Origin of the sequence: Microbacterium sp. UBA837 (assembly GCF_002296025.1) — a bacterium.
In the GTDB taxonomy this organism is placed as follows: domain Bacteria; phylum Actinomycetota; class Actinomycetes; order Actinomycetales; family Microbacteriaceae; genus Microbacterium.
On record NZ_DBHD01000184.1, the window covers coordinates 22,771 to 45,306 of the forward strand.

23 protein-coding genes are annotated in these 22,536 nt (G+C 66.6%); 4 read left to right on the top strand and 19 right to left on the bottom strand.

Going from position 1 to position 22,536, the window contains the following annotated elements; all coding sequences use genetic code 11:
* The 3 genes from B3587_RS13160 to recO form a co-directional block, all read right to left on the bottom strand.
* Positions 1–556, bottom strand: a 556-nt coding sequence (locus B3587_RS13160; RefSeq protein ID WP_292729392.1) for a pyridoxal-dependent decarboxylase, incomplete at its 3' end; no start/stop codon positions are given.
* Positions 557–620: 64 nt separating this feature from the next.
* Entirely contained in the window at positions 621–1,433 is an 813-nt protein-coding gene (locus tag B3587_RS13165; protein WP_292729394.1) for an isoprenyl transferase, read from the bottom strand.
* Entirely contained in the window at positions 1,430–2,206 is a 777-nt protein-coding gene (gene recO / locus B3587_RS13170; RefSeq protein ID WP_228178906.1) for a DNA repair protein RecO, read from the bottom strand. Before recO ends, B3587_RS13165 begins: the two co-directional genes overlap by 4 nt.
* 36 nt (positions 2,207–2,242) lie before the next feature.
* Here recO and B3587_RS13175 point away from each other — a divergent pair, with 36 nt between their 5' ends.
* Entirely contained in the window at positions 2,243–2,965 is a 723-nt protein-coding gene (locus B3587_RS13175; RefSeq protein WP_228178908.1) for a trimeric intracellular cation channel family protein, read from the top strand.
* Positions 2,966–2,992: 27 nt separating this feature from the next.
* Here the strand turns inward: B3587_RS13175 and leuA are convergent, their stop codons facing one another.
* Entirely contained in the window at positions 2,993–4,753 is a 1,761-nt protein-coding gene (leuA, locus tag B3587_RS13180) for a 2-isopropylmalate synthase (protein WP_292729398.1), read from the bottom strand.
* Between the two features lie 187 nt (positions 4,754–4,940).
* On the opposite strand from leuA, the gene B3587_RS13185 reads away from it, so the two are divergent.
* Positions 4,941–5,558 (top strand): hypothetical protein, encoded by a 618-nt coding sequence (locus tag B3587_RS13185; RefSeq protein ID WP_292729401.1) that lies wholly within the window; start codon positions 4,941–4,943, stop codon positions 5,556–5,558.
* Between the two features lie 20 nt (positions 5,559–5,578).
* On the opposite strand, the gene era is transcribed toward B3587_RS13185, so the two are convergent.
* From era to lepA, 11 genes are all read right to left on the bottom strand, one after another.
* Positions 5,579–6,496 carry a GTPase Era gene (era, locus tag B3587_RS13190; RefSeq protein WP_292729404.1) on the bottom strand — a complete coding sequence of 306 codons (918 nt, stop codon included), beginning with the start codon at positions 6,494–6,496 and terminating at the stop codon, positions 5,579–5,581.
* Positions 6,493–7,839, bottom strand: a complete 1,347-nt coding sequence (locus tag B3587_RS13195; RefSeq protein WP_292729407.1) for a hemolysin family protein — start codon at positions 7,837–7,839, stop codon at positions 6,493–6,495. Before B3587_RS13195 ends, era begins: the two co-directional genes overlap by 4 nt.
* Entirely contained in the window at positions 7,836–8,306 is a 471-nt protein-coding gene (ybeY, locus tag B3587_RS13200) for an rRNA maturation RNase YbeY (protein ID WP_228178927.1), read from the bottom strand. The genes B3587_RS13195 and ybeY overlap by 4 nt, the downstream gene beginning before the upstream one ends.
* Entirely contained in the window at positions 8,303–9,331 is a 1,029-nt protein-coding gene (locus tag B3587_RS13205; protein ID WP_228178983.1) for a PhoH family protein, read from the bottom strand. The genes ybeY and B3587_RS13205 overlap by 4 nt, the downstream gene beginning before the upstream one ends.
* Before the next feature lie 64 nt (positions 9,332–9,395).
* Positions 9,396–9,743 (bottom strand): HIT domain-containing protein, encoded by a 348-nt coding sequence (locus tag B3587_RS13210; protein ID WP_228178928.1) that lies wholly within the window; start codon positions 9,741–9,743, stop codon positions 9,396–9,398.
* A gap of 52 nt (positions 9,744–9,795) precedes the next feature.
* Positions 9,796–10,533, bottom strand: coding sequence for a 16S rRNA (uracil(1498)-N(3))-methyltransferase (locus B3587_RS13215; RefSeq protein WP_292729412.1), 738 nt, complete (start codon positions 10,531–10,533; stop codon positions 9,796–9,798).
* 2 nt (positions 10,534–10,535) lie between these two features.
* Entirely contained in the window at positions 10,536–11,651 is a 1,116-nt protein-coding gene (gene dnaJ, locus B3587_RS13220; protein WP_228178930.1) for a molecular chaperone DnaJ, read from the bottom strand.
* A gap of 48 nt (positions 11,652–11,699) precedes the next feature.
* Entirely contained in the window at positions 11,700–12,734 is a 1,035-nt protein-coding gene (hrcA, locus tag B3587_RS13225; RefSeq protein ID WP_292729415.1) for a heat-inducible transcriptional repressor HrcA, read from the bottom strand.
* 110 nt (positions 12,735–12,844) lie between these two features.
* On the bottom strand, positions 12,845–14,053 hold the full coding sequence (hemW, locus tag B3587_RS13230; RefSeq protein ID WP_292729418.1) for a radical SAM family heme chaperone HemW: 1,209 nt from the start codon (positions 14,051–14,053) through the stop codon (positions 12,845–12,847).
* A complete protein-coding gene (locus B3587_RS13235; RefSeq protein WP_228178933.1) occupies positions 14,053–14,697 on the bottom strand; it encodes a DUF1990 family protein in 645 nt (214 codons plus the stop codon). Before B3587_RS13235 ends, hemW begins: the two co-directional genes overlap by 1 nt.
* Positions 14,698–14,707: 10 nt before the next feature.
* On the bottom strand, positions 14,708–16,555 hold the full coding sequence (gene lepA, locus B3587_RS13240; RefSeq protein WP_292729421.1) for a translation elongation factor 4: 1,848 nt from the start codon (positions 16,553–16,555) through the stop codon (positions 14,708–14,710).
* A 112-nt stretch (positions 16,556–16,667) separates the two neighbouring features.
* Between lepA and B3587_RS13245 the strand changes: the two genes are divergently transcribed.
* Positions 16,668–17,393 (top strand): alpha/beta fold hydrolase, encoded by a 726-nt coding sequence (locus B3587_RS13245; RefSeq protein WP_292729424.1) that lies wholly within the window; start codon positions 16,668–16,670, stop codon positions 17,391–17,393.
* Positions 17,394–17,500: 107 nt separating this feature from the next.
* Positions 17,501–17,761, top strand: coding sequence for a 30S ribosomal protein S20 (gene rpsT, locus B3587_RS13250; RefSeq protein WP_292729427.1), 261 nt, complete (start codon positions 17,501–17,503; stop codon positions 17,759–17,761).
* Positions 17,762–17,816: 55 nt separating this feature from the next.
* Here the strand turns inward: rpsT and holA are convergent, their stop codons facing one another.
* The 4 genes from holA to B3587_RS13270 all read right to left on the bottom strand — a co-directional run.
* Positions 17,817–18,845, bottom strand: coding sequence for a DNA polymerase III subunit delta (holA, locus tag B3587_RS13255; protein ID WP_292729430.1), 1,029 nt, complete (start codon positions 18,843–18,845; stop codon positions 17,817–17,819).
* 9 nt (positions 18,846–18,854) lie between these two features.
* Complete coding sequence (locus B3587_RS13260) at positions 18,855–21,203, bottom strand: ComEC/Rec2 family competence protein (protein ID WP_292729433.1); 2,349 nt, start codon at positions 21,201–21,203, stop codon at positions 18,855–18,857.
* 51 nt (positions 21,204–21,254) lie between these two features.
* The gene (locus tag B3587_RS13265; RefSeq protein ID WP_292729436.1) at positions 21,255–21,833 is read right to left on the bottom strand and encodes a ComEA family DNA-binding protein; all 579 of its coding nucleotides are present in this window, start codon (positions 21,831–21,833) and stop codon (positions 21,255–21,257) included.
* 93 nt (positions 21,834–21,926) lie between these two features.
* Positions 21,927–22,536, bottom strand: a 610-nt coding sequence (locus tag B3587_RS13270) for a class I tRNA ligase family protein (protein WP_292729439.1), incomplete at its 5' end; no start/stop codon positions are given.

Genomic DNA, 22,536 nt, shown 5'->3' on the forward strand with positions numbered 1-22,536 from the left:
CGAGTCCGGTACGTGCCTGGAGGTCATCCAGTGCCGCACTGACTGCTTGCACTGGCTCGTACTGGCCGGTGAAGGTAACACCCAACGTGGGTAGCACGCCGATCGTGTTCTCATCGGCGCGAGAAAGAACCGCATCCGGCGTCATGATCAGCCGGTCATGTTCCATGGGGATTTCGCGCAGCTCGATGTCCCAGTAGCGGGCGAACTTGTGCCAACACACCTGAACGGGCCCGCAGATGAGGTTCGGTTTGTCCGTCGACAGACCAGCTGCCCGCCGGCGCTCGCGCCATTTCCACAGCAGGGCCATACCGCCGAGCATCGCCGCCTCGCTCGAGCCGGTCGTCGACGTACCGAGGGTGTTCTCCGCCTCGGGAGAGTTCCAGAGGTCGGCGAGGATGTGAACACATCGCGCCTCAATCGCCGCGGTCTGCGGATACTCGTCCTTGTCGACCATGTTCTTATCGCGTGTCTCGCGCATCAGGTCCCGAACTTCGGGCTCCAGCCAGGTCTGGCAAAACGTCGCAAGGTTCTGACGCGAATTGCCGTCGAGGATCAACTCGTCGGAAACGAGCCGATATGCGGCGAGCCGAATCAGGCGTGGACGCCTACCAGCGAGCAGCCTAGAGAGCGGGCGCCTCCGGAGTGTCGACGGCACCACCGAACCGGCGATCCCGCCCGAGATAGAGATCGATCGCCCGCCAGAGGTCCGTGCGAGAAAAATCCGGCCATAGCGTGTCGAGGAACACGAACTCCGCGTACGCCGACTCCCAGAGAAGGAAGTTCGATGTGCGCTGTTCTCCGCTTGATCGAATGAACAGGTCGACATCCGGCATGTCCGGCTGATAGAGCCGTCGAGCGATGAGCTTCTCGCTCACAGCCGACGCTCGCAGGCGACCCGCCGCCACGTCATCGGCGATGGAGCGCACCGCGTCGACGAGCTCGACACGCCCCCCATAGTTGACGCACATCGTGAGCGTCAGGACGTCATTGCCTGCGGTCAGCTGCTCGGCGAACTGCAGTTCCTTGATCACGCTCGACCACAGCCGAGGCTTGCGGCCAGCCCAGCGAACCCGAACACCCCACTCATTGAGCTGATCACGACGCCGGTGCAGCACATCGCGGTTAAAGCCCATCAGGAACCGGACCTCGTCGGGTGAGCGCGACCAGTTCTCGGTCGAAAAGGCATATACCGACAGGTGCTTCACGCCAGCTTGGATGGCGCCAGCCACGACATCGAGAAGTGCCGCTTCGCCGGCCTTGTGACCCTCGACACGGGTGAGACCCTGCCGATTGGCCCAGCGTCCGTTTCCGTCCATGACGATGGCGACATGGTTCGGTACCGAGCCCGCGGGAAACTCGGGCGGATAGAGACCTGTCCAATCGATCGGCCGGTAGGGAACGGCGTCACGGTGGGTGTAGGGCTTGGGGCTCATGGAGTGGGTTCCATCGTCTGAACGGCTGCTGGCTGCTGTGGAGGCGGCGCAAAGGTGCCAAGGTGTTCGAGCGAACGGATGCCGCGCTCGAGGTGCCACTGGGTGTACGCCGCGATCAGGCCAGATGCCGCCCCGTTTGCCCCACCGGATGCCGCGTCCACGATGTCCCACTCCCCCGTCATGAGCGCGCGCAACACTCCGAGGGTCTCGGCATCCACCCGCGCCGAGCCAACCGGCGAGCACTCGGAACACACCATCCCGCCGAGCTGGGCGACGAAGGAGGTGTGCTCCCCGACGCGCCCGCAGCGCGCACACGCATCCAGCCCGGGCGCCCATCCCGACAGAGCCATCACGCGAAGCAGGTACGAGTCGAGAATGCTGCGCGACGCGTGCTCGCCCCGAGCCAGCGCTCGAAGGCCGCCGAGCAGCAGAAGATACTGCTGCGTCGTCGCCTCGGACTCCGTCAGCCGGTCCGCGGCCTCGACCATCGCGTGCGCGGCCGTGTACCTGTCGTAGTGGAGCGCGATGTCAGCGCCGTAGGCGCCGAGGCTGTCAGCCTGCTGCACGATATCGAGCGAGCGCCCCTGGTACAGCAGTACATCGGCAACCATGAAGGGCTCGAGGCGAGCGCCGAACCGCGACGATGTGCGGCGTACGCCCTTCGCCACGGCGCGAACCTTGCCGTGGCGCCTGCTCAGTAGCGTGACGATCCGGTCCGCCTCACCCAGTTTGTGGGTGCGCAGAACCACGACTTCGTCACGGTAAGTGGGCACCCCTCGATTATCCCGGCATCGAGCGACAATAGACGGGTGAACGAGCCGCTCTTCGTGATCCCGCTCTGGGCGGATCTTTCCGCCGTGGCGCTCGGTGGCCTCCAGGGAGCTCTGTTTGCCTCGGGATTCCGTGGCCAGCGGCGCCTTGACCTGCTCGGCGTCGCGATCATCGGGATCGTGATGGGGATGGGCGGCGGTCTGATCCGTGACCTGCTGCTGAACGTCACGCCTTCGACGTTGCAGTCCAACTGGTACCTGCTCACCGCGGTCGCGGCAGCGCTCCTGGGGATGCTGCTCGCAACGATCCTCGAGCGCGTCAGCTGGCTGATCGTCGGACTCGACGCTCTCGTCATCGGCCTGTTCGGCGCGTTCGGCACGAGCAAGGCGCTGTATCTCGGGCTTCCGGAAGTGCCCGCGATCTTCGTTGGTGTCGCCGCGGCAGTCGGTGGCGGCATCCTGCGTGATGTGCTGATGGGCCTACCGGTCGCCATCATGCACGTCGGATCGCTCTACGCGGTAGCTGCAGGCGCCGGGTGTGTCGTGCTCACCGTCTCGTTCTCATTCGGGGCGCCGTTGACTGCCGCGGCGATCATCGCGGTGGCCGTGACGACGGTCATCCGGCTCCTCGCCGTCGTCTTCGATATTTCGCTTCCCGAGCAACGCGCCCTCTACCGCCGGAAGGTCGCCGTCGAGACATCAGCTATCACTGTCGTCGCCCCGCTAGCAACGGACAACGGCGACGCGGGGGCAACCGGCTGACCGGCGACCCCCGCGCGCGCTCGACTGTCAGACGGCCGCGAGCACTCCGGACTCTTCGCGAACGCGGATAGCGCGGTTCACGCCCGAGACGATCGCCTTCAGCGACGCCGTCGAGATGTCGCCGTCGATACCGACACCCCACAACCGCTCGCCTTCGACCTGCAGTTCGACGTAGGCCGCGGCCTGCGCGTCACCCCCGGCGCTGAGAGCGTGCTCGACGTAGTCGTAGACGGTGACCCCGAAGCCCTGTTCGCGCAGCACCTCCAGGAACGCCGCTACTGGTCCGTTGCCGTTTCCGCGCGCCGAGACCTCGGAGTCGCCGTCGCGGAGCTTCACGTCGAGGACCACGTCACCGGTCATGTCGCTTTCGGTGCGGGTGGAGAGCAGTTCGAAACGGCCCCAGCGCTCGTCGGCGACGGAGCTCGGCAGGTATTCGTCGGTGAAGATCGACCAGATCTGGTCGCTGGTGACCTCGCCGCCCTCGGCATCCGTCTTTGCCTGCACGACGCCCGAGAACTCGATCTGCAGTCTCCGCGGCAGGTCCAGGGCGTGGTCGGTCTTCAAGAGGTACGCAACGCCACCCTTGCCGGACTGCGAGTTCACGCGGATGACGGCCTCGTACGAGCGGCCGAGATCCTTCGGATCGATCGGCAGGTAGGGCACAGCCCATACCAACTCATCGACGCCGACGCCCTGCGCCGCGGCGGCGGCATCCATCGACTCGAAGCCCTTCTTGATCGCATCCTGGTGCGACCCGCTGAAGGCGGTGAAGACGAGGTCGCCAGCCCAGGGACTGCGCTCATGCACGGGCAACTGGTTGCAGTACTCGACGGTGCGCTTGACCTGGTCGATGTCGCTGAAGTCGATCTGAGGGTCCACCCCCTGCGTCAGCAGGTTGATCCCCAACGCGACCAGGTCGACGTTTCCGGTGCGCTCGCCGTTACCGAACAGGCAGCCCTCGATCCTGTCGGCCCCGGCCATGTAGCCGAGCTCGGCAGCCGCGATCGCCGTGCCGCGGTCATTATGCGGATGCAGCGAGATCAGGACGTTCTCGCGGTGGTTCAGGTGGCGGCTCATCCATTCGATGGAGTCGGCGTAGACGTTCGGCGTTGCCATCTCGACCGTCGCCGGCAGATTGATGATGACCTTCCGCTCAGGCGTCGGCTCGAAGATCTCGAGAACCTGGTTGCACACATCGACGGCGAACTCGAGCTCGGTGCCGGTGTAGCTCTCAGGCGAGTACTCGTAGAACACCTCCGTGCCCGGAACCGTCGCCTCGAACTTGCGGCACAGGCGAGCACCTTCGAGGGCGATGTCGATGATCCCCTGCTTGTCGGTGCGGAACACGACATCGCGCTGCAGGATGCTCGTCGAGTTGTAGAGGTGCACGATCGCGCGCTTCGCGCCGCGGATCGATTCGTAGGTGCGCTCAATGAGGTGCTCGCGCGCCTGCGTCAGAACCTGGATAGTCACGTCGTCGGGGATGACGTCGTCGTCGATCAGGTGACGCACGAAGTCGAAGTCCGTCTGGCTCGCGGACGGAAAGCCCACCTCGATCTCTTTGTAGCCCATCTTCACCAGCAGATCGAACATGATCCGCTTGCGCTCGGGGCTCATCGGGTCGATGAGCGCCTGGTTACCATCGCGCAGGTCTACGGCGCACCAGCGCGGTGCCTGGGTGATTTTCGCGTCGGGCCACGTGCGGTCGGGAACCGACACGCGGATCTGCTCGTGATAAGGAACGTACTTGTGCGTCGGCATCCCCGACGGCTGCTGAGTGTTCTTCATGGTGTCGCTTCTTCCTGCTTCTGGCTCGAGGTGAACGGGCCGACACGAAGCTCCGCGACGAGGTAGGCCCTAGATGGCCCCGCCGCGGCAGCTAAGAAGAAGCGAGAGTGCACGCATACCGCGATGTTATCAGCAATTCGTCCCCTGATCCGTGAGACGTTTGGTTCGCGCTCGACACAGTATGGGTATGAGGATCACTGCTCGTCTCGGCACTGCCGCGCTCGCCGCTGCGTCGCTCCTGCTGATCACCACCGGATGCGCCAGCGGGTCCGGTGCATCCGGCGGCTCACTGTCGACCACACAAATCAGCCCGCCGGACGGCGAAGTGGTCGGCACGGGAACTGTGCTGGATGTCGCTGGGGATGTGGCGCTCTGCCTCGGCCCGATCGCCGAGTCCTACCCGCCGCAGTGCGACGGGTTGCCGCTCATGGGCTGGAGTTGGGAAGGCGTCGACGGGTTCGAGGAGTCGGGGGACACGCGGTGGGGCACCTATGCCGTCTTCGGAACGTTCGACGGCGAGGTCTTCACCGCCACCCAACCGCCGATCATGCTTGCGCTCTACGATCCGATTCGCGCAGAGGACCCGACGGGAGGAGGCCCGGGCGAAACGCCAGTCGCAGAGCTCGACGAGATTGCACGTGAGCTGCCGACCGCGCTCGATGATCTGCTGCTCGCGACCTGGACGCAGGATGGCTACGTGTGGGCGCAGGTGATCTGGGATGACGGCACCCTGCAGGATGCCGCAGATGCCGAATACGGCGACGGCGTCGTCATCGTCCAGTCCGCTCTCAGACCGATCGGCTGAGGCGGGATCTGCACGTGAGGTCAGAAACCGAGGCGACCGAGCTGCTTCGGGTCGCGCTGCCAGTCCTTGGCTACCTTGACGTGCAGTGACAGGAAGACGCGGGATCCAAGCAGTGGTTCGATCTGTTCGCGGGCAGCGGCACCCACGCGCGCGAGTCGGGAGCCCTTCTTGCCGATGATGATCGCCTTCTGACTGTCGCGCTCAACCACGATGTCGGCGTAGACGTCGATCAGGTCCGAGTTCTCGCGCGGTTGGACATCCTGCACGACGACCGCGATGGAGTGCGGCAACTCATCGCGCACGCCATCGAGCGCGGCCTCCCGAATGATCTCGGCGATCCGGTCGTCATCGGCCTCGTCCGTGACGACGTCGTCGGGGTAGAGGGCCGGGCCTTCGGGGAGCATCTTCAGGATCTCGTCAGCCAGAACCCCGAGCTGATCGGCTGTGACCGCCGAGAGCGGAATGACGGCCGCCCAGTCCTCGCGCAGGGCGTCGACCTCCATGAGCCGCTCCGTGATCTGATCGCGGGATGCGGCATCCGTTTTGGTCACCAGGGCGATCTTCTTCGCCGAGGCGTACCCGTCGAGCGATTCGGCGATCCGTCGATCCCCGGGCCCGACCTTCTCGGTGGCGGGGGCGCAGAACGCGATCACATCAACGTCTCCGAGCACCTCTTCGACGAGGTCATTCAGGCGCTGACCGAGGAGCGTGCGCGGGCGGTGCAGACCGGGCGTGTCGACGATCACGATCTGCCCGCCGGGGCGGTTCAGGATGCCGCGAATGGCGCGCCGGGTGGTCTGCGGCTTGTCGCTGGTGATCGCGATCTTCTCGCCGACGAGGGCGTTCATGAGCGTGGACTTACCGACATTGGGGCGCCCCACGAAGGTCACAAAGCCGGACCGAAAATCAGAGCCGGACCGAGAATCGCTGCCGCTCACGAGCGCACCTTCCGCTCAGATGATGTCTCGGATGCCGCCACTGAGCCATCGCCCTCAGCTGCGGCCTCGGTCTCCGCGGCATCGGCCCGAACGGGGATGCGCTCCACAAAGACGGTGGTGATGCCGCGACCCTTGCCGCGGGATGCGCCGCCAGTGATGCGCAGCCCCTCGAAGTCTGTGACCGCTCCGGGCTGCGGCACCTTGCCGAGCTGCTTGCCCAGCAGTCCCCCGATCGAGTCGACCTCGTCGTCTTCGAGATCGAGGTCGAAAAGCTCCCCGACCTCGGCAAGGCCGAGTCGGGCACTGACGCGGTAGCGCCCCTCGGCGACCTCGGCGATCTCGGTGGCCCGCGGGTCGAACTCGTCAGCGATTTCGCCCACCAGCTCCTCGATCAGGTCCTCGAGGGTGACAAGGCCCGAGACCCCGCCGTACTCGTCGACCACCATGCACACGTGCACGGCTTCGCGCTTCATCTGCTGCAAGAGGGTCTCGGCTCGCATCGATTCGGGGACAAAGACGGCCGGTCGCGCAAGTTGCGAGATCGCAGCAGCACGCCAGCCAGCCTCGTCGCGATACGCGAACTGCACCAGGTCTTTGAGGTAGAGCATCCCGATGACGTCATCGGCTTCGTCGTCGACCACCGGAACGCGCGATACGCCCTTGTCGAGGAACAGCTCCATCGCGTCCTTCGTCGTCGTGTCTGCCTCGACTGTCACCATCTCTGTGCGCGGAATCATGACCGCGCGCACATACGTATCGGTGAAGTCGAACACGGAGTGAATCAGTTCGCGGTCATCCTCTTCGATGAGGTCTTGTGACGCGGCTTCATCCACCATGCTGAGCAGCTGCTCTTCGGAGGCGAACGACGAGCCGCGGGCTACGCCGGGTGTCACCCGGTCGCCGAGCGCGACGAGGCCGTGAGCGAGCGGGCCCAGCACGATGCGCATCGCACGGATGACGGGTGCAGCGCCACGGAGCAGCCCCTTGGCGTGAAGGCGCCCGACGCTGCGCGGGCTCGCGCCGACCACGACGAACGAGATCCCCGTCATGATGATCGCGGCAGCGAGCATCGCCCACCAGATGCTGTCGAACAGGATCGTGAGTGCGACAGTGACCAGCACCGCCGCGGTGGTCTCGGACAGGACGCGCATGAACCCGGCGGCGTTCGCATGGGCCGCCGGATCGTCCGCGATGCCGCGAAGGAACGCAGCATTGCGTCCGGACTGGCTCATTTCCTCGAGGTCGGATCGCGAGGTCACCCCGAGGGCTGCATCCACCGCCGCCATCAGACCGCCGAAGGCGACCAGGAGTGCAGCTGTGGCCAGCAGGAGGGCCGCGGTCACGGCTTGAGGCGGCGGCGTTCGGCCGCGTGGAATCGGACGATGAGGTCTCGTTGGAGCGCAAACATCTCGCGTTCCTCCGCCGGCTCGGCGTGGTCGAAACCGAGCAGATGCAGAAGACCGTGGGTCGTGAGCAGGATCAGCTCGTCCATCGTGGAGTGACCGGCAGCCTGAGCCTGGCTTTCAGCTACCTGCGGGCAGAGCACGATGTCCCCCAGGAGTCCTTCCGGCGTCGGGGCATCTTCAGTTCCCGGCCGCAGTTCGTCCATGGGAAAGCTCAGCACATCCGTTGGGCCAGGCTCGTCCATCCACTGGACGTGCAATGACTCCATCGCGCCCTCGTCGACCAGAAGGATCGCGAGGTCGGCATCCGGGCTCACGAACAACTCGGCGAGGTTGTTCTCGGTGAGTCGCAGGAGGACCGTTTCGTCGACGTCGATCCCGGACTCGTTGGTGATTTCGATCGTCATCGGCGTCCTCGTTTGGGCATGTGATCGCGTGGTCCGGCGGGCCGGCTTGCCCCGCGGCGCTCGGCACGATTGCTGAGCTCGCTCGCCTCGTCGCGCTCTCGCTTCGCGGACAGGCGCCGCTCGTCGTACTCGGAGTAGGCGTCGACGATCCTGCCGACGAGCGAGTGGCGCACGACGTCGTCGCTCGTGAGATACGCGAAGTGGATGTCGTCGATCGTGCTCAGCACCTTCGTGACCAGGCGCAGACCCGATGCCCCCTGCGGGAGGTCGATCTGAGTGATGTCTCCTGTCACGACCATCTTCGTGTTGAAACCCAGGCGAGTCAGGAACATCTTCATTTGTTCCGGTGTGGTGTTCTGGGCCTCGTCGAGCACGACGAACGAGTCGTTCAGTGTGCGCCCGCGCATGTAGGCGAGTGGCGCGACCTCGATTGTTCCTGTCGCCATGAGCTTGGGAACGATCTCCGGGTCCATCATTTCGTTCAGCGCGTCGTACAGGGGACGCAGGTACGGGTCGATCTTGTCCGTCAGCGTTCCCGGCAGAAAGCCGAGGCGCTCCCCCGCCTCGACGGCGGGCCGGGTCAGGATGATGCGGCTGACCTCTTTACGCTGCAGCGCCTGCACCGCCTTGGCCATCGCCAGATAGGTCTTGCCGGTACCCGCCGGTCCGATGCCAAACGTGATCGTGGTGTTCTCGATCGCATCCACGTACGACTTCTGCCCGAGTGTCTTCGGACGGATCACCCGACCGCGGCTGGAGAGAATCGCTTCGCCCAGGACCTCGGACGGACGTGGGTTGCCATCGCTTCGCAGGATACGGTTCGAGCTGGATACGTCAGCTGGCGCGAGATCGTGACCGGTGCGCGTCATCGTCAGGAGTTCCTCGACGAGCTCTCGGGCCGCGGCCACAGCTGCGGCGCTTCCCGCGAGAGTGATCTCGTTCCCGCGCACGTGCACGTCGACATCCGGGTGCTCCCGCTCGACCACGCGCAGCAGCCTGTCTTGGGGCCCGAGAAGCTGGACCATGGCTACACCGTCGGCGAACAACCGCTCCGTGACGCGATCTCCGGATTCCGCACTGTTGTCCGAATCAGCCACCGAGACTGCCTTCTGCAAGGTCGCCGCCGAGCACGTGGGCATGCACGTGGAAGACCGTCTGCCCCGCGCCGGGACCGGTGTTGAAGACCAGTCGGAAATCGCCGCTGCCATGCTCTGCGGCGACATCCCCCGCCACCGCCACCATCTCGGCGAGCAACGCAGGATCACCCGCCGCAAGCTCGGTGACATCGCGGTATTCGGCGGTCTTCGGAATGACCAAGAGGTGCAGCGGCGCCTGCGGAGCGATATCCCGGATGACGAACACGTTCTCGGTCTCGCTGAGGATCTCTGCGGGAATCTCGCCACGCAGGATGCGGGTGAAGACGGAGGGTTCGCTCATGCGCTCAGTCTACCGACGGCCTCTCCGGCGGGCCCAGCTACCACTTGCACGATCACCACCGGCCGAGCGTGCTGCTGAGCACAGCGATTGCCGCGGGTCCCGCTGTGGAAGTACGCAATACATGCTCGCCCAGGCGCACGAGCGTCGCGCCCGCAGCTTCGAGGGACGTCAGCTCGCCTGCGTCGATCCCGCCCTCGGGCCCGACGACGATAGCGATATCGCGGCAGTCGGTCGGGTCAGGCATCCATTCGCTGAGACGCAGCGCCGCTGTCGGCTCCAACACGAGCATCCGGGTCGCCGCGGCCCGCTCGCACAACTGTGCAGTCGTCAGCGGGCCGCCGACTTCTGGAAGCCACGCACGGTGCGCCTGCTTGCCTGCTTCCCGCGCGATCTGACGCCAGCGCGTGACACCCTTCTCACGCTTGGCCGCGTCCCACCGCGAAACGCTGCGGGCAGCTTGCCACGGCGTGATGACATCCACGCCGAGTTCGGTCGACGCTTGGACCGCGAGTTCGTCGCGGTCGCCTTTCGCAAGAGCCTGCACGAGCTCGATCCGCACGGATGGACGCGGTACCTCCTCCCGGTTCGTGACGCGAACCAGGACCTCGCGGGCTGCGACGAGCTCGCAGGCGCCTTCGAGCCACACTCCGGCTCCGTCACCGAGCGTGACCGTTTCTCCGACGCGGACCCGATGCACCGTGGCGGCGTGGTGCGCCTCAGCGCCGGTGAGGGTCACGGTCTGGCCGGTATCGGCATCCAGCGGTTCGTCGACGACGAAGTGAAGCGGCACGATCAGCCGTTCCGGAACCGATCGCGCAGCTTCGAGAACAGACCCTGATGGAACTCCGCCAGGTGAGGCGCGGGAGCCTTCGTGCGCTTGGCGAACTCCTCGATGAGGCCCCGTTCCTTGGCGTCGAGCTTCGTGGGCGTGACCACGTGCACGCCAACGCGCAAGTCACCACGCTGATTGCCGCGCAACGGTGTGATGCCTCGACCCTTGATAGTCAGCACATCGCCCGACTGGACTCCTGGACGCACCTCGAGGTCCACCGGCCCGTCGAGGCCCTCGATCGTCGTGGCCGCGCCGAGAACGGCATCCGGCATCGACACTTCGAGCGTTGCGAGCAGGTCGTCACCTTCGCGGCTGAATACCGGATGCGTCGCGACGGAGACCTCGATGTACAGGTCGCCCCGCGTCCCACCGCCAGGGCCGACTTCGCCCGATCCGGGAAGCTGAAGCCGCAGGCCCGTGTCAACACCGGCCGGGATATCGATCGACACGGTGCGACGAGCGCGAACGCGGCCCTGCCCCTGGCACGTCGCGCACGGGTACGGGATGGTCGTGCCGTACCCCTGGCACGTGCCGCACGGCTGGGAGGTGACGACGTTGCCAAGGAGGCTTCGAACCGTGCGCTGGATGTGACCCGTGCCGTGGCAGATATCGCAGCGAACCGGTGTCGTCCCAGGCTGCGTGCACGAGCCGTTGCAGGTCTCGCACATGACAGCGGTGTCGACGTCGATGTCGCGATGCACACCGAACACCACATCCTTGAGGTCGAGGTCGACGCGAACCAGCGCATCTTGCCCGCGCTCCTTCCGCGACCGCGGGCGCCCGCCGCGGGCCGCGCCACCGCCGCCGAAGAAGCTCTCGAAGATGTCGCTGAAACCGCCGAAGTCGCCGGCACCGCCGAAACCGCCGTTCTGGCCGCCGCCCATGTCGTAGCGCTGCCGCTGCTGCGGGTCGCTGAGGACGTCGTAGGCGTGCGTCACGAGCTTGAACCGCTCAGCAGCCTCTTCCCCCGGGTTCACGTCGGGGTGAAGCTCCCGCGCCAGGCGTCGATAGGCCTTCTTGATCTCTTCGGGCGACGCGTCTCGCGACACGCCAAGGACCTCGTAGTGGTCAGCCACGGTCACCTTTCTGCATCCCACGTGTGGTCGCGGGCAGTTCGTACGGGCTCATCGGCCCTTCTCGTCCTCAGCCAGCAGTCCGGTGAGGTAGCGCGCTACCGCCCGCACCGCCGCAAGGTTGCTGGGGTAGTCCATTCGGGTCGGACCCATCAGGCCAACACGGGCTCTGGCGCCCGTCGCATCGTAGTCACTCGCGATGACAGATGCCTCAGACAGCCCGAATGCCTCATTCTCGCGTCCGATGCTGGCCGCCAGCCCGTTGTCGTCGGCGACCATTTCGCCCATCAGGCGAAGGATGGTCACCTGCTCTTCGATCGCCTCCAGGAGCGGGTAGATGCTTCCCCGGAAGTCGCTCTCGCGCCGGGCGAGATTTGCTGCGCCGGCCATGACGAGCCGATCCTGTCGAAACTCGTCGAGCTCCTCCTGGACGACCCGAAGAATCTCGGTCACCGCCGACTGGTGGGCGGTTCGCGCGTCGCTGTCGGCTTGCTCCTCGACGCGCTTCGCGCCCTGACGCACGCTTCGCCCAACGAGCAGTGTCGACACCTCGGCGCGCACGCGTGCGAGATCCGTCTCGTCGAGGGCAACGGTCAGAAGCGCAAGTCGCTGCGACACGCGTCCGGTGTCAGTCACGACGATGACGAGCACCCGGGAAGGCTCGAGCGCAACGAGCTCGACGTGCGTGATGGTCGCCTTGGAAAACGAGGGATACTGCACGATCGCCACCTGACCGGTGAGCTGCGTGAGTGCCCGCACTGTTCGCGCCAGCGCACCATCGAGGTCACCGGGCCCCTGCAGGAAGCTCGCGATTGCGGCGCGCTGGGCGGGCGAAAGAGGCCGGATTTCGGCGAGGTGGTCGACGAAGACGCGGTACCCCTTGTCGGTCGGGACGCGGCCCGAGGAGGTGTGGGGCGCCGCGATGAGTTCTTCGTCTTCGAGAAGCGCCATGTCGTTGCGGATGGTGGCTGCCGATACGCCGAACGCGTGGCGCTCGACGATGGCCTTGCTTCCGACGGGCTCGCGGGTATCGACGTAGTCCTGCACGATCGCCCGGAGCACCTGAAGCCCACGCTCGCTGACCATGTCGCCTCCTTCCGCATCCGGCGTCGGCCGTCTGAGCGGCTCGACGTGGCACTGGCACTCACATCCTCAGAGTGCCAATTCTAGCGGATGCCTCTCCCCCACGCCCCAGATCACGACGTCAGTGCGCGCACGACAGCGTCGGCCAGCAATCGTCCGGCGCGTGTGAGTACGAGGTTCCCGCGAACCGCCCCGCGGCCGTCCACGAGTCCGTCCGCGACAAGACCGGCGACGGCTTGTCGGCTTTCCGGTGCCAGCTCCGACACGGGCAGGCCCTCGACCGTACGCACCCGCAGCATCACCCGCTCAAGCAGTCGTGCATCCTCGTCGGGGATCTCCGAACCGGCCCCCGGCGAGTCACCGGCAGCCAGCCGCTGCGCGTAGGCGGCAGGATGCCGGACGTTCCAGAATCGAACCCCTCCGACATGGCTGTGAGCACCGGGACCGAACCCCCACCAGTCGTGTCCGCGCCAGTACGCGAGGTTGTGCCGCGAGCGATCGGCGGGAGTCTTCGCCCAGTTGGATACCTCGTACCAGCCGTAGCCGGCTTCCTCGAACGCGGTGTCGGCGTGCTCGTACATGGCGGCCTGCAGGTCGTCGTCGGGTGTGCTGAGTTCTCCGCGTCGGATGCGGCGCTCCAGAGCGGTGCCCTCCTCGACGATCAGCGCGTAGGCCGAGATGTGGTCGGTCTCCATCGCGAGCGCGGCCTCGATGCTGCGTCGCCAGTGATCGAGCGTCTCTTCCGGGGCGCCGTAGATGAGGTCGACGCTCACTGACAGTCCGCTCTGCCGTGCCGCGCTCACCGCCGTTGCGACGTTCTCGGGCCGGTGCGTGCGATCGAGCGTGCGAAGAACCTCCGGCACGGCCGACTGCATTCCGATGGACAACCTCGTGACTCCCGCACTGGCCAGTTCCTCCGTGACCTCGGGAGTCACGGTGTCGGGGTTTGCTTCGACGGTGACCTCGGCATCCGGCTCGAGCCCGAACCGATCCCGCAGGGTTGACAGGATGACCGCCAGATCGCGGGCGGGAAGCAGGGTCGGCGTTCCGCCCCCGAAGAAGACCGTGTTCAGCGGGCGCGGATGGACGGAGAGCACACCCGAAGCAAGGTCGATCTCGCGAAGGAGCGTCCCTGCGTAGTCCTCGCGGCGCGCGCCACGCAACTCCTCGCCCGTATAGGTGTTGAAGTCGCAGTACCCGCAGCGAACGCGACAGAACGGGATGTGGACGTAGGCCGACAGCGGCGTGGCGGGGTCGATGACCGCACCGGGGAGCGATCCGTCGCGCGGAACGGGATCGCCGAGGGGAAGCGCTGCGCCCATCAGGGAGCGAACAAGGGCGATACCGCCGTCAGGTAGGCCCGGAAGAGCCGTCGCCGCCGCCCGCGAACGAAGCGCGGTACGAGCCGGTAGAGCGCCGAGACGGGGCGATCGAATGCGCGCACGGTGAACCAGACCTCGTCGTTGTCGCGCCACTCGATCAGGAACAGCTCCTCGCCGCTGACGACAGAGCCACCAACGGTGCCGAGCGCGAAAGCCGTGCGCCGGGGTTCTTCGACGGCCAGGATGACACGCAGTTCGGCATCCGCGCGGTATCCGCTGAGCCGGCCGGTGACGTGCACGGTCGCGCCGGCACTGACATACGGAGTGCCCTCGGCATCAAAGCGCTGCTCGGCTTCGCGACGCGACGGCGCGATCGGTGCGCCATCCGAGTCGTACGCGACCCCGGCGTAGCCGGACCCGGATGCCGGGCGGATGTCTGCCAACGACAACCCGGCGCCACGCAGCGGCGCCCACGCCAAGAGTGACTCGGTCGCCGACTCGAATCGTGCCTGGCCGCTTCCGATCCGCCAGGACTCTTCGGCGGGAATGCTCTTTTCCGGCGGGTACTGCATGAGGTCGGGAGCCTGAGTGGCCCCGACTGCTGCATAATCGACGGTCTCGTCCCGGAAGGTTCCGCGGCGCATGGCGATCAGACTACTTCTCTTTGCCCTCGACGTCGCCCGAGAGGGCTGCGATGAACGCCTCCTGTGGCACTTCGACGCGACCCACCATCTTCATGCGCTTCTTACCCTCTTTCTGCTTTTCGAGGAGCTTGCGCTTGCGGGTGATGTCACCGCCGTAGCACTTTGCCAGCACGTCCTTGCGGATCGCGCGAATGTTCTCGCGAGCAATGATCCGCGCTCCGATGGCGGCCTGGATGGGCACTTCGAACTGCTGGCGCGGGATGAGTTTGCGCAGGCGCTCGGTCATCATCGTGCCGTACCCGTACGCCTTGTCGCGGTGGACGATCGAGCTGAAGGCGTCGACCTTCTCGCCCTGTAGCAGGATGTCGACCTTGACGAGGTCGGCGGTCTGCGACCCAGCCGGCTCGTAGTCGAGGCTCGCGTAGCCTTGCGTCTTCGACTTCAGCTGGTCGAAGAAGTCGAAGACGATCTCACCGAGCGGCATGTTGTAGCGCAGCTCGACGCGGTCCTCGCTGAGGTAATCCATGCCCAGGAGCGACCCGCGTCGGGACTGGCACAGCTCCATGACGGTACCCACGTAGTCCTTGGGCAGCAGGATGCCGACCTTCACCACCGGTTCCGAAACCTCGGCGACACGGCCGTCGGGGTATTCGCTGGGGTTGGTGACCGTCACGGTTTCTCCGGTGTCGGTCGTGACCGTGTAAGTCACCGACGGCGCCGTGGTGATGAGGTCGAGGTCGAACTCGCGGGACAGACGCTCGGTGATGATTTCGAGGTGCAGGAGGCCGAGGAATCCGCAACGGAATCCAAAGCCCAGCGCCACCGAGGTCTCGGGCTCGTACTGCAGCGAAGCGTCCGAGAGCTTGAGCTTGTCGAGCGCTTCGCGCAGATCCGCGTAGTCGCTGCCGTCGATCGGGTAGATGCCAGAGAAGACCATGGGCTTCGGGTCGGTGTAGCCCGGGAGTGCGTCGGATGCCGGCTTTCGCTGGTCCGTGATTGTGTCGCCGACCTTCGACTGGCGGACATCTTTCACGCCCGTGATCAGATAGCCGACCTCCCCGACGCCAAGACCCTTGGTCGGGGTCGGCTCGGGGCTGGAGACCCCGATCTCGAGCAGATCGTGCGCCGCCCGCGTTGACATCATCTGGATGCGCTGACGCGGCTCGAGCTTGCCGTCGACCATTCGCACGTAGGTCACGACGCCTCGATAGGCGTCGTACACGGAGTCGAAGATCATGGCGCGGGCCGGCGCATCGGCGTCACCGGTGGGTGCCGGAATTTCGGCGACGAGCCGGTCGAGCAGCTCTTCGACGCCCTGACCGGTCTTGCCGCTGACGCGGAGCACATCGGCCGGGTCGCCGCCGATGAGGCTGGCGAGTTCTGCCGCGTACTTCTCGGGGTCGGCGGCGGGCAGGTCGATCTTGTTGAGCACGGGGATGATGTGCAGATCGTTCTCGAGCGCCAGATAAAGGTTCGCCAGGGTCTGCGCCTCGATGCCCTGCGCAGCATCCACGAGCAGGACCGCACCCTCGCACGCTGCGAGCGAACGCGACACCTCGTAGGTGAAGTCGACGTGACCGGGAGTGTCGATCATGTTGAGCGCGAAGGTGCCGGCATCCGTTTGCCACGGCATCCGCACCGCCTGGCTCTTGATGGTGATTCCGCGCTCGCGTTCGATGTCCATGCGGTCCAGGTACTGCGCGCGCATGTCGCGATCGGAGACGACACCCGTGATCTGCAGCATGCGGTCGGCCAGAGTGGATTTGCCGTGGTCGATGTGCGCGATGATGCAGAAGTTGCGGATCTGCGCGGACGGCGTGGCTGCCGGCTGCAGCGGCGTAGAGGCACGGGGGGACATATCCGCACGATTCTACCGGCGCGCGTACCCCCGCCTTCGCCTACTGGGCGCACGGGTTGCGCTCGCCCAGCGAGCGAAGCGAGACGACACGGCGCACCGTATCCTCGAACCCATGGCGGTCGCGGTGGTTCTCGTGCACGGCATCCGCACCTCGCGCACGATGTGGCGGGCGCAAGAGCAGTACCTGACCGACCGCGGCAACCCCGTGACGGCGGTCGATCTCCCCGGGCACGGGTCTCGGATGAGCGAGACGTTCTCGCTCGAGGGCGCGTTCGCGACGATCGATGATGCCGTGCGCCAGGCTGCGGATGAGCACGGGACGGTGCTGCTGGCAGCCCACTCCATGGGAGGTCTGCTCTCGATCGAGTACGCCGGCCAGGAGAATCCCCCTCCGATCGCGGGCTTCATTGCTGCATCCTGCACGGCGATTCCGCGCGGCACCGCCCTGCAGACCTATCGACTTCTCGCCCGCGGGTTTGACTCGCTTCCGGACCGCGGAGCGTGGCTGAGCGAACGGGTGCTGGATGCCACCCTTCCGCCCGAGACACGGGCAGACTTCGGCGCCGGAGGCTATGCGCTCGACGCGCAAGACACGGCACTGCGAAGTCTGTCCGTGCTGGATCTGCTGTCTGCACTCGGCCGGATCGAGGTCCCCCTGTGGTTCGTGAACGGACAGTTCGACCAGTTGCGGGTCAACGAGCGACTGTTCACGCGGGTCGCGCCGGATGCCGAACTGATCGTTGTGCCGCGGACGAGTCACTTGGTTACGGCCATGCGTCCTCGCGTGTTCAACGCGGTCCTGAACCTTGCGCTCACGACCCTCGAACAGACCTGGTAGACTCGCTGATTGGCTTGTGTGTGGGTTTTACCCTCACGATCGCTGGTGGACGCCCCTCTCTCGTCGCCGGCAGTCCATCCATCACTCGAACGAAAGAACGTCTCCACGTGGCGAACATCAAGTCGCAGATCAAGCGCAACAAGACCAACGAGAAGGCTCGCGAGCGCAACAAGGCAGTCAAGAGCGCTCTGAAGACCGAGGTGCGTCGCACCCGCGAGGCCATCGCCGCCGGCGACAAGGCCGCCGCCGAGAAGGCTCTGGCCACGGCGACCAAGAAGCTCGACAAGGCAGTCAGCAAGGGCGTCATCCACGCCAACCAGGCTGCAAACCGCAAGTCGGCGATCTCGAAGCAGGTCGCGGCTCTCTAAGCCTCACGCTTCATGCAAAGCCCGCCCTTCGGGGCGGGCTTTGTCGTTCTGGGCGTCAGCTCCCGAACTCGCTGCGCGTCGCGACCACGGTGACGAGTCGCTCAAGAGCGAAGATCGGGTCACGCGAGGCACCCTTGACCTCGGCATCCGCTCGCGCCGCAGCTTGGATGGCTCGGCCCAGAGATTCCTCGTTCCAGCCGGTGAGATCCCGGCGGGCACGGTCAACCTGCCAGTCCTTCACCCCGATCCGGGCCGCGATCGCGGCAGAGGACTCGCGCAGGCCGGCAACACGCGCCATCGTCCGCAGCTTCGACGCGATCGCCGCGACAAGCGGCACCGGGTCAGCTCCGCTGGCCAAAGCGTGCCGCAGCGTAATGAGCGCCTCGCCGTAGCGTCCCGCGATGGCAGTGTCTGCCACGGCAAAGGCTGTGGTTTCGACGCGTCCGCCGTAATAGCGCCGCACGATCTCGTCGGTCACATCACCATCGACATCCGCGATGAGTTGCTGGCATGCCGCGGCGAGCTCGGTGAGGTCGTCGGAGAACGCCGAGACGAGCGCACGGAGGGCGGCAGGCGCGATCCGCTTGTTCGCGGAAGAGAACTCGGCAGCGGCGAAGTCGTAGCGGTCGCTATCGCGCTTGACCGCGGGGCAGGCGATCTCGACAGCATCAGCCTTTCCGCTCCGGATCGCGTCGAGCAGCTTCTTGCCTCGCACGCTCGCGCCCGTGTGGCGCAAAACGACGGTTGCGCCTTCCTGGGGCGACTCGAGGTAGGCCACGGCTTCGGTGAGGAACGAGTCGGATGCCTTCTCGACTCCGAAGACGCGCACGAGCCGAGGCTCACCGAACAGCGACGGCGACGTGACGGTGAGCAGCGTTCCCGCCACGTAGTCGTCGGCACGCAGATCAGTCACCTCGACGGCGGGGTCCTCTGCGCGGACGTAGTCACGCAGACCCGCAATCGCACGCTCTGCGCAGACGTCTTCGGGACCCGAGACCAGCACGATGGGAGCAGGACGCGGATCACGCCACGGTACCTGCCGGATCGCCGACTTCGAGGAACTCGAGCGACGGGGTGCAGCCATGCCGAAAGCCTAGCCGCCACCCACGACAGACGCCGCCCGCTCCCGCCATAGAGCGAGGGTGTCGCCCTCTCCGACGACCGCCACGATCCCGTCCTGGTCGGTGCGCCCGACGGCACTGCCCTGCAGCATTGCGATCGTCGTCGTGGTGGGGTGACCGTAGGTGTTGTCGGCTCCCACCCCGATGAGCGCGACGCGCGGCGCGATCTGCTCGTAGAGACCAGGATCCTGATCAGCGCTGCCGTGGTGGGACACCTTGACGACCTCAACGACGCCGCTGACACTCGCGCGCAGCATCCGCTGCGGATCCGCGGAGAGATCGCCGAGGAAGAGCGATCGTGGGACGCCACCGCCTTCGATACTCACGGTCACCGACGAGTCATTACCCGCAGCGAACAGCGCCGTGGCACGCGGCCAGAGCACGCTCCAGTGGGCGCCACCGAGCGTTCCCGTCATCCCCGCTTGACCCGACACCACCTGCGCTCCAGCTGCCGCGAGCTCTTCCAAGAGCCGTTCGTCGGCGCTTCCGTCGGTCGGACCGTGCAGCACGGTTTCGGCGCGCCCGATCACCGCCTCGGTGCCGCCGACGTGGTCTTTGTCGAAGTGCGTCAGGACGAGCAAGTCGAGGCGTGTGACGCCGACCCGGTCGAGGCATGCGCTCACCAGCGCGGGGTCGTGACCCGTGTCGATGAGCGCCGTCGCGCCCTCGCTGCGCACGAGCACCGCGTCTCCCTGGCCCACATCACACATCAGAATCGACCACTCGCCGGGGATGCCCCACCGCTGCGTGATCGTGGTGACAACGGTCGTGGAGGTCCAGACGGTGACGAGAGCTGCGAGCAGCAGCGCCGAGCCACGACGGATGCGGGCGGACCGGGGGCTCTGTGCGGGTAGGCCGAGCGCGAGGGCGACGAGTCCGCCCACCACAGCGAGTGAGAGAGCGCCCACGAGTCCGCTCACCCAAGGAACGCGTGCGAAGGGCAACCCGCTCGCGACATCCGCGATCCCGGCGATCCAGGCTGCCGGGAGCCACGCGAGTGCTGCCAGGCCGCTCTGCAGCACCGGGAACGGCGCGGCCAGGCACGCGGCAAGCCCCAGCACCGTCGCTGCGGGGGCGGCGGGCGCGGCGAGAAGGTTCGCCGGCACACCCCAGAGGGGCACCGTTGGGTCGATCAGCACCAGCAGCGGTCCGCACGCCAGCTGGGCGGCAAGCGGCACGGAGAGGGCAAGCGCCAGCGGTGCCGGCATGGCACGCGTCAGCCCCGATGCAAGCGGTCGGGCCAGCGTCAGAAGCGCCGCCGTGGCAGCCACGGAAAGCGCGAACCCCAGTGAGCCCGCCAACCAGGGGTCGAAGAGCAGGAGCAGGACCACGGCCGCGCTCAGCAGCGCGACCCCCGCGCCAGCGCGACCGAGCAGGACCGCGAGCATGGCGATTCCTGCCATCATCGCGGCGCGGACGACGCTGGGCTCGGGCGTGACGAGGATGACGAAGCCGACAAGCGCACCGAGACCGGAAACGACGCGGACCCGGCGCCCAGCCCCGAGTCCAGCCGCAACGACGAATGCGATCCCCACGACGAGCGCACAGTTTGCGCCCGACACTGCGGTGAGGTGGGATAGCGAGGATGCCTTCATGTCGGCATCCGTCTGGGAGCTGACCGCTGAGGTATCACCCACCGCGAGTCCAGGAACGAGCTCTCCCCCGCCGCCGGGCAGACCCGCGGCGGCTCGGACCAGCGACTGCCGGAGGTCGGCTGCGATGCGCAGGATGCCGGTGGGTGGTTCGACGACCTCTATCTCGTGCGCCAGGATCTGAACAACGGCACGATCTCCCGGATACGCCGGCCTGCTCGTTCCATTCATCCGTGCACGTGCGCCCACATCCAGCCCGCTGCTGACCTGCTCACCCGACACGCGTACTGCCGCGTCAGTCCAGCCGGAGATCGCACCTCCATCAGCCCCGATGAGTCGGATCGACGCATCGAACGCGCGCTGGCCGCCCGCGCGCGGCTCGACCTTGCCGCTGACGATCGCCTCGACCTCGACGACACGCGAGCCGCTTCCGAAGGCTTCGAGCGCGGCATCCCGCCCCGGCTGCGCCAACGCAACATGGATGCCGACAGCAGCGCCAGCCGCGACAGCAACAACGACAACAGACACGATTCCCGCCGTCCCCGGTGAGCGCCGATAGCCGCCGCCGGCCTCCGCGGCCACGGTTGAGGAGCGCCGTCGCGAGATCGCGTCAAGCGCAACTCCCCCGCCGATGCCGGCCGCAGCCAGGGCCATGACCGCCGTCGGCGCGAGCGCAGGAGCGTTCACCAGCACGAAAGCCGTCGCCCATGCCACCACCGCGGCCGGCACGAGCCGCGCGGCACGCCATCGCCGCCCTCCGCTCAGCACAGGGCGGCCCGCTCACACCGTGACGAGATCACGAAGGGACTCGAGCATCTTGGGTCCGATCCCGGAGACCGACAACAGATCATCGACGCTCGCGAACCGCCCGTTCGCCTCCCGCCACTCGATGATCCGTCCGGCAATGGCTGGCCCCACGCCCGGGAGCGTGTCGAGCGCTCCTTCATCCGCGCTGTTCAGGTTCACCCGGCCGTCGGCCGTGACACCGGCAGGTCCAGCTGCCGGTGCCTCCCCCACGCGCGGCACGATCACCTGCTCCCCATCCGATACGGGGCGCGCAAGATTGACCCCGGCAGCCTCGGCATCCTCGGCGAGTCCTCCTGCCGCAGCCACCGCATCGACGACCCTCGCATCGGCGTGCAGAACGTACAGCCCTGGAGCGTTCACAGCTCCCGAGACGTGGACATAGAGCGAGGTGGACGCCGTGGCCACCGTCACCGGCGCTGGGGCCAATGACTGAGCGGATCCGGCACCCCGAACGATCCCCACGATCACCGCGATCGCAAGAGCGCCAAGGGCCAGAATGACGACAGCACCGACGCCCCAGCGACGTCGATCCTCGCGCGCAAGCCCACCCACATCGCGACGCTATGGCGATGACTCAATCACCGAGCGACGGGGGGACCGAAGCGGTGCAGAAGCTCTCGCAGACCTCCCGTGGGGAGGAAGGCGTCAGCTCGTGCTGAAGCTGACGACCTTCGGAGCGCGAACGATGGCCCGTGTGATGTCGCGTCCGGCGAGCGAGCGGAGCACCCGTTCGTCGGCGCGAGCGAGAGCCTCCAGGTCGGCGCCGTCGATCTTGGCAGAGACCTCGAGCGTCGCACGTACCTTGCCGTCGATCTGCACGACCGCCGTGACCGTGTCTTCGACCAGCAGAGTCGGATCGGCCTGACGCCACCCGACGAGCCCGACGAACGGCTCGTAGCCGAGCGCTTCCCACATCTCTTCAGCGGTGTGCGGGGCGAACAGGTCGAGGATCATCGCCACAGCCTCGGCTGCTTCCCGCACCGCCGGGTCTGCGGGGCCCGCACCGGTGTCGATGGTTTTGCGGATCGCGTTGACCAGCTCCATCAGCCGCGCAACGACGACGTTGAACTTCGTCTGCTCGACGAGGCCCGGAGCCTCCGCCCAGAGGCGGTGGGTGATGCGGCGCAGCGCAACATCGCCCTCAGCCCAGACGACATCCGGTTCGCTCGTGACGTCTTGCGCGACGCGCCACGCACGCGAGAGGAACTTCTGCGCACCCGTCGTGGAGACGTCGGCCCAGTCTTTGTCGTCCTCG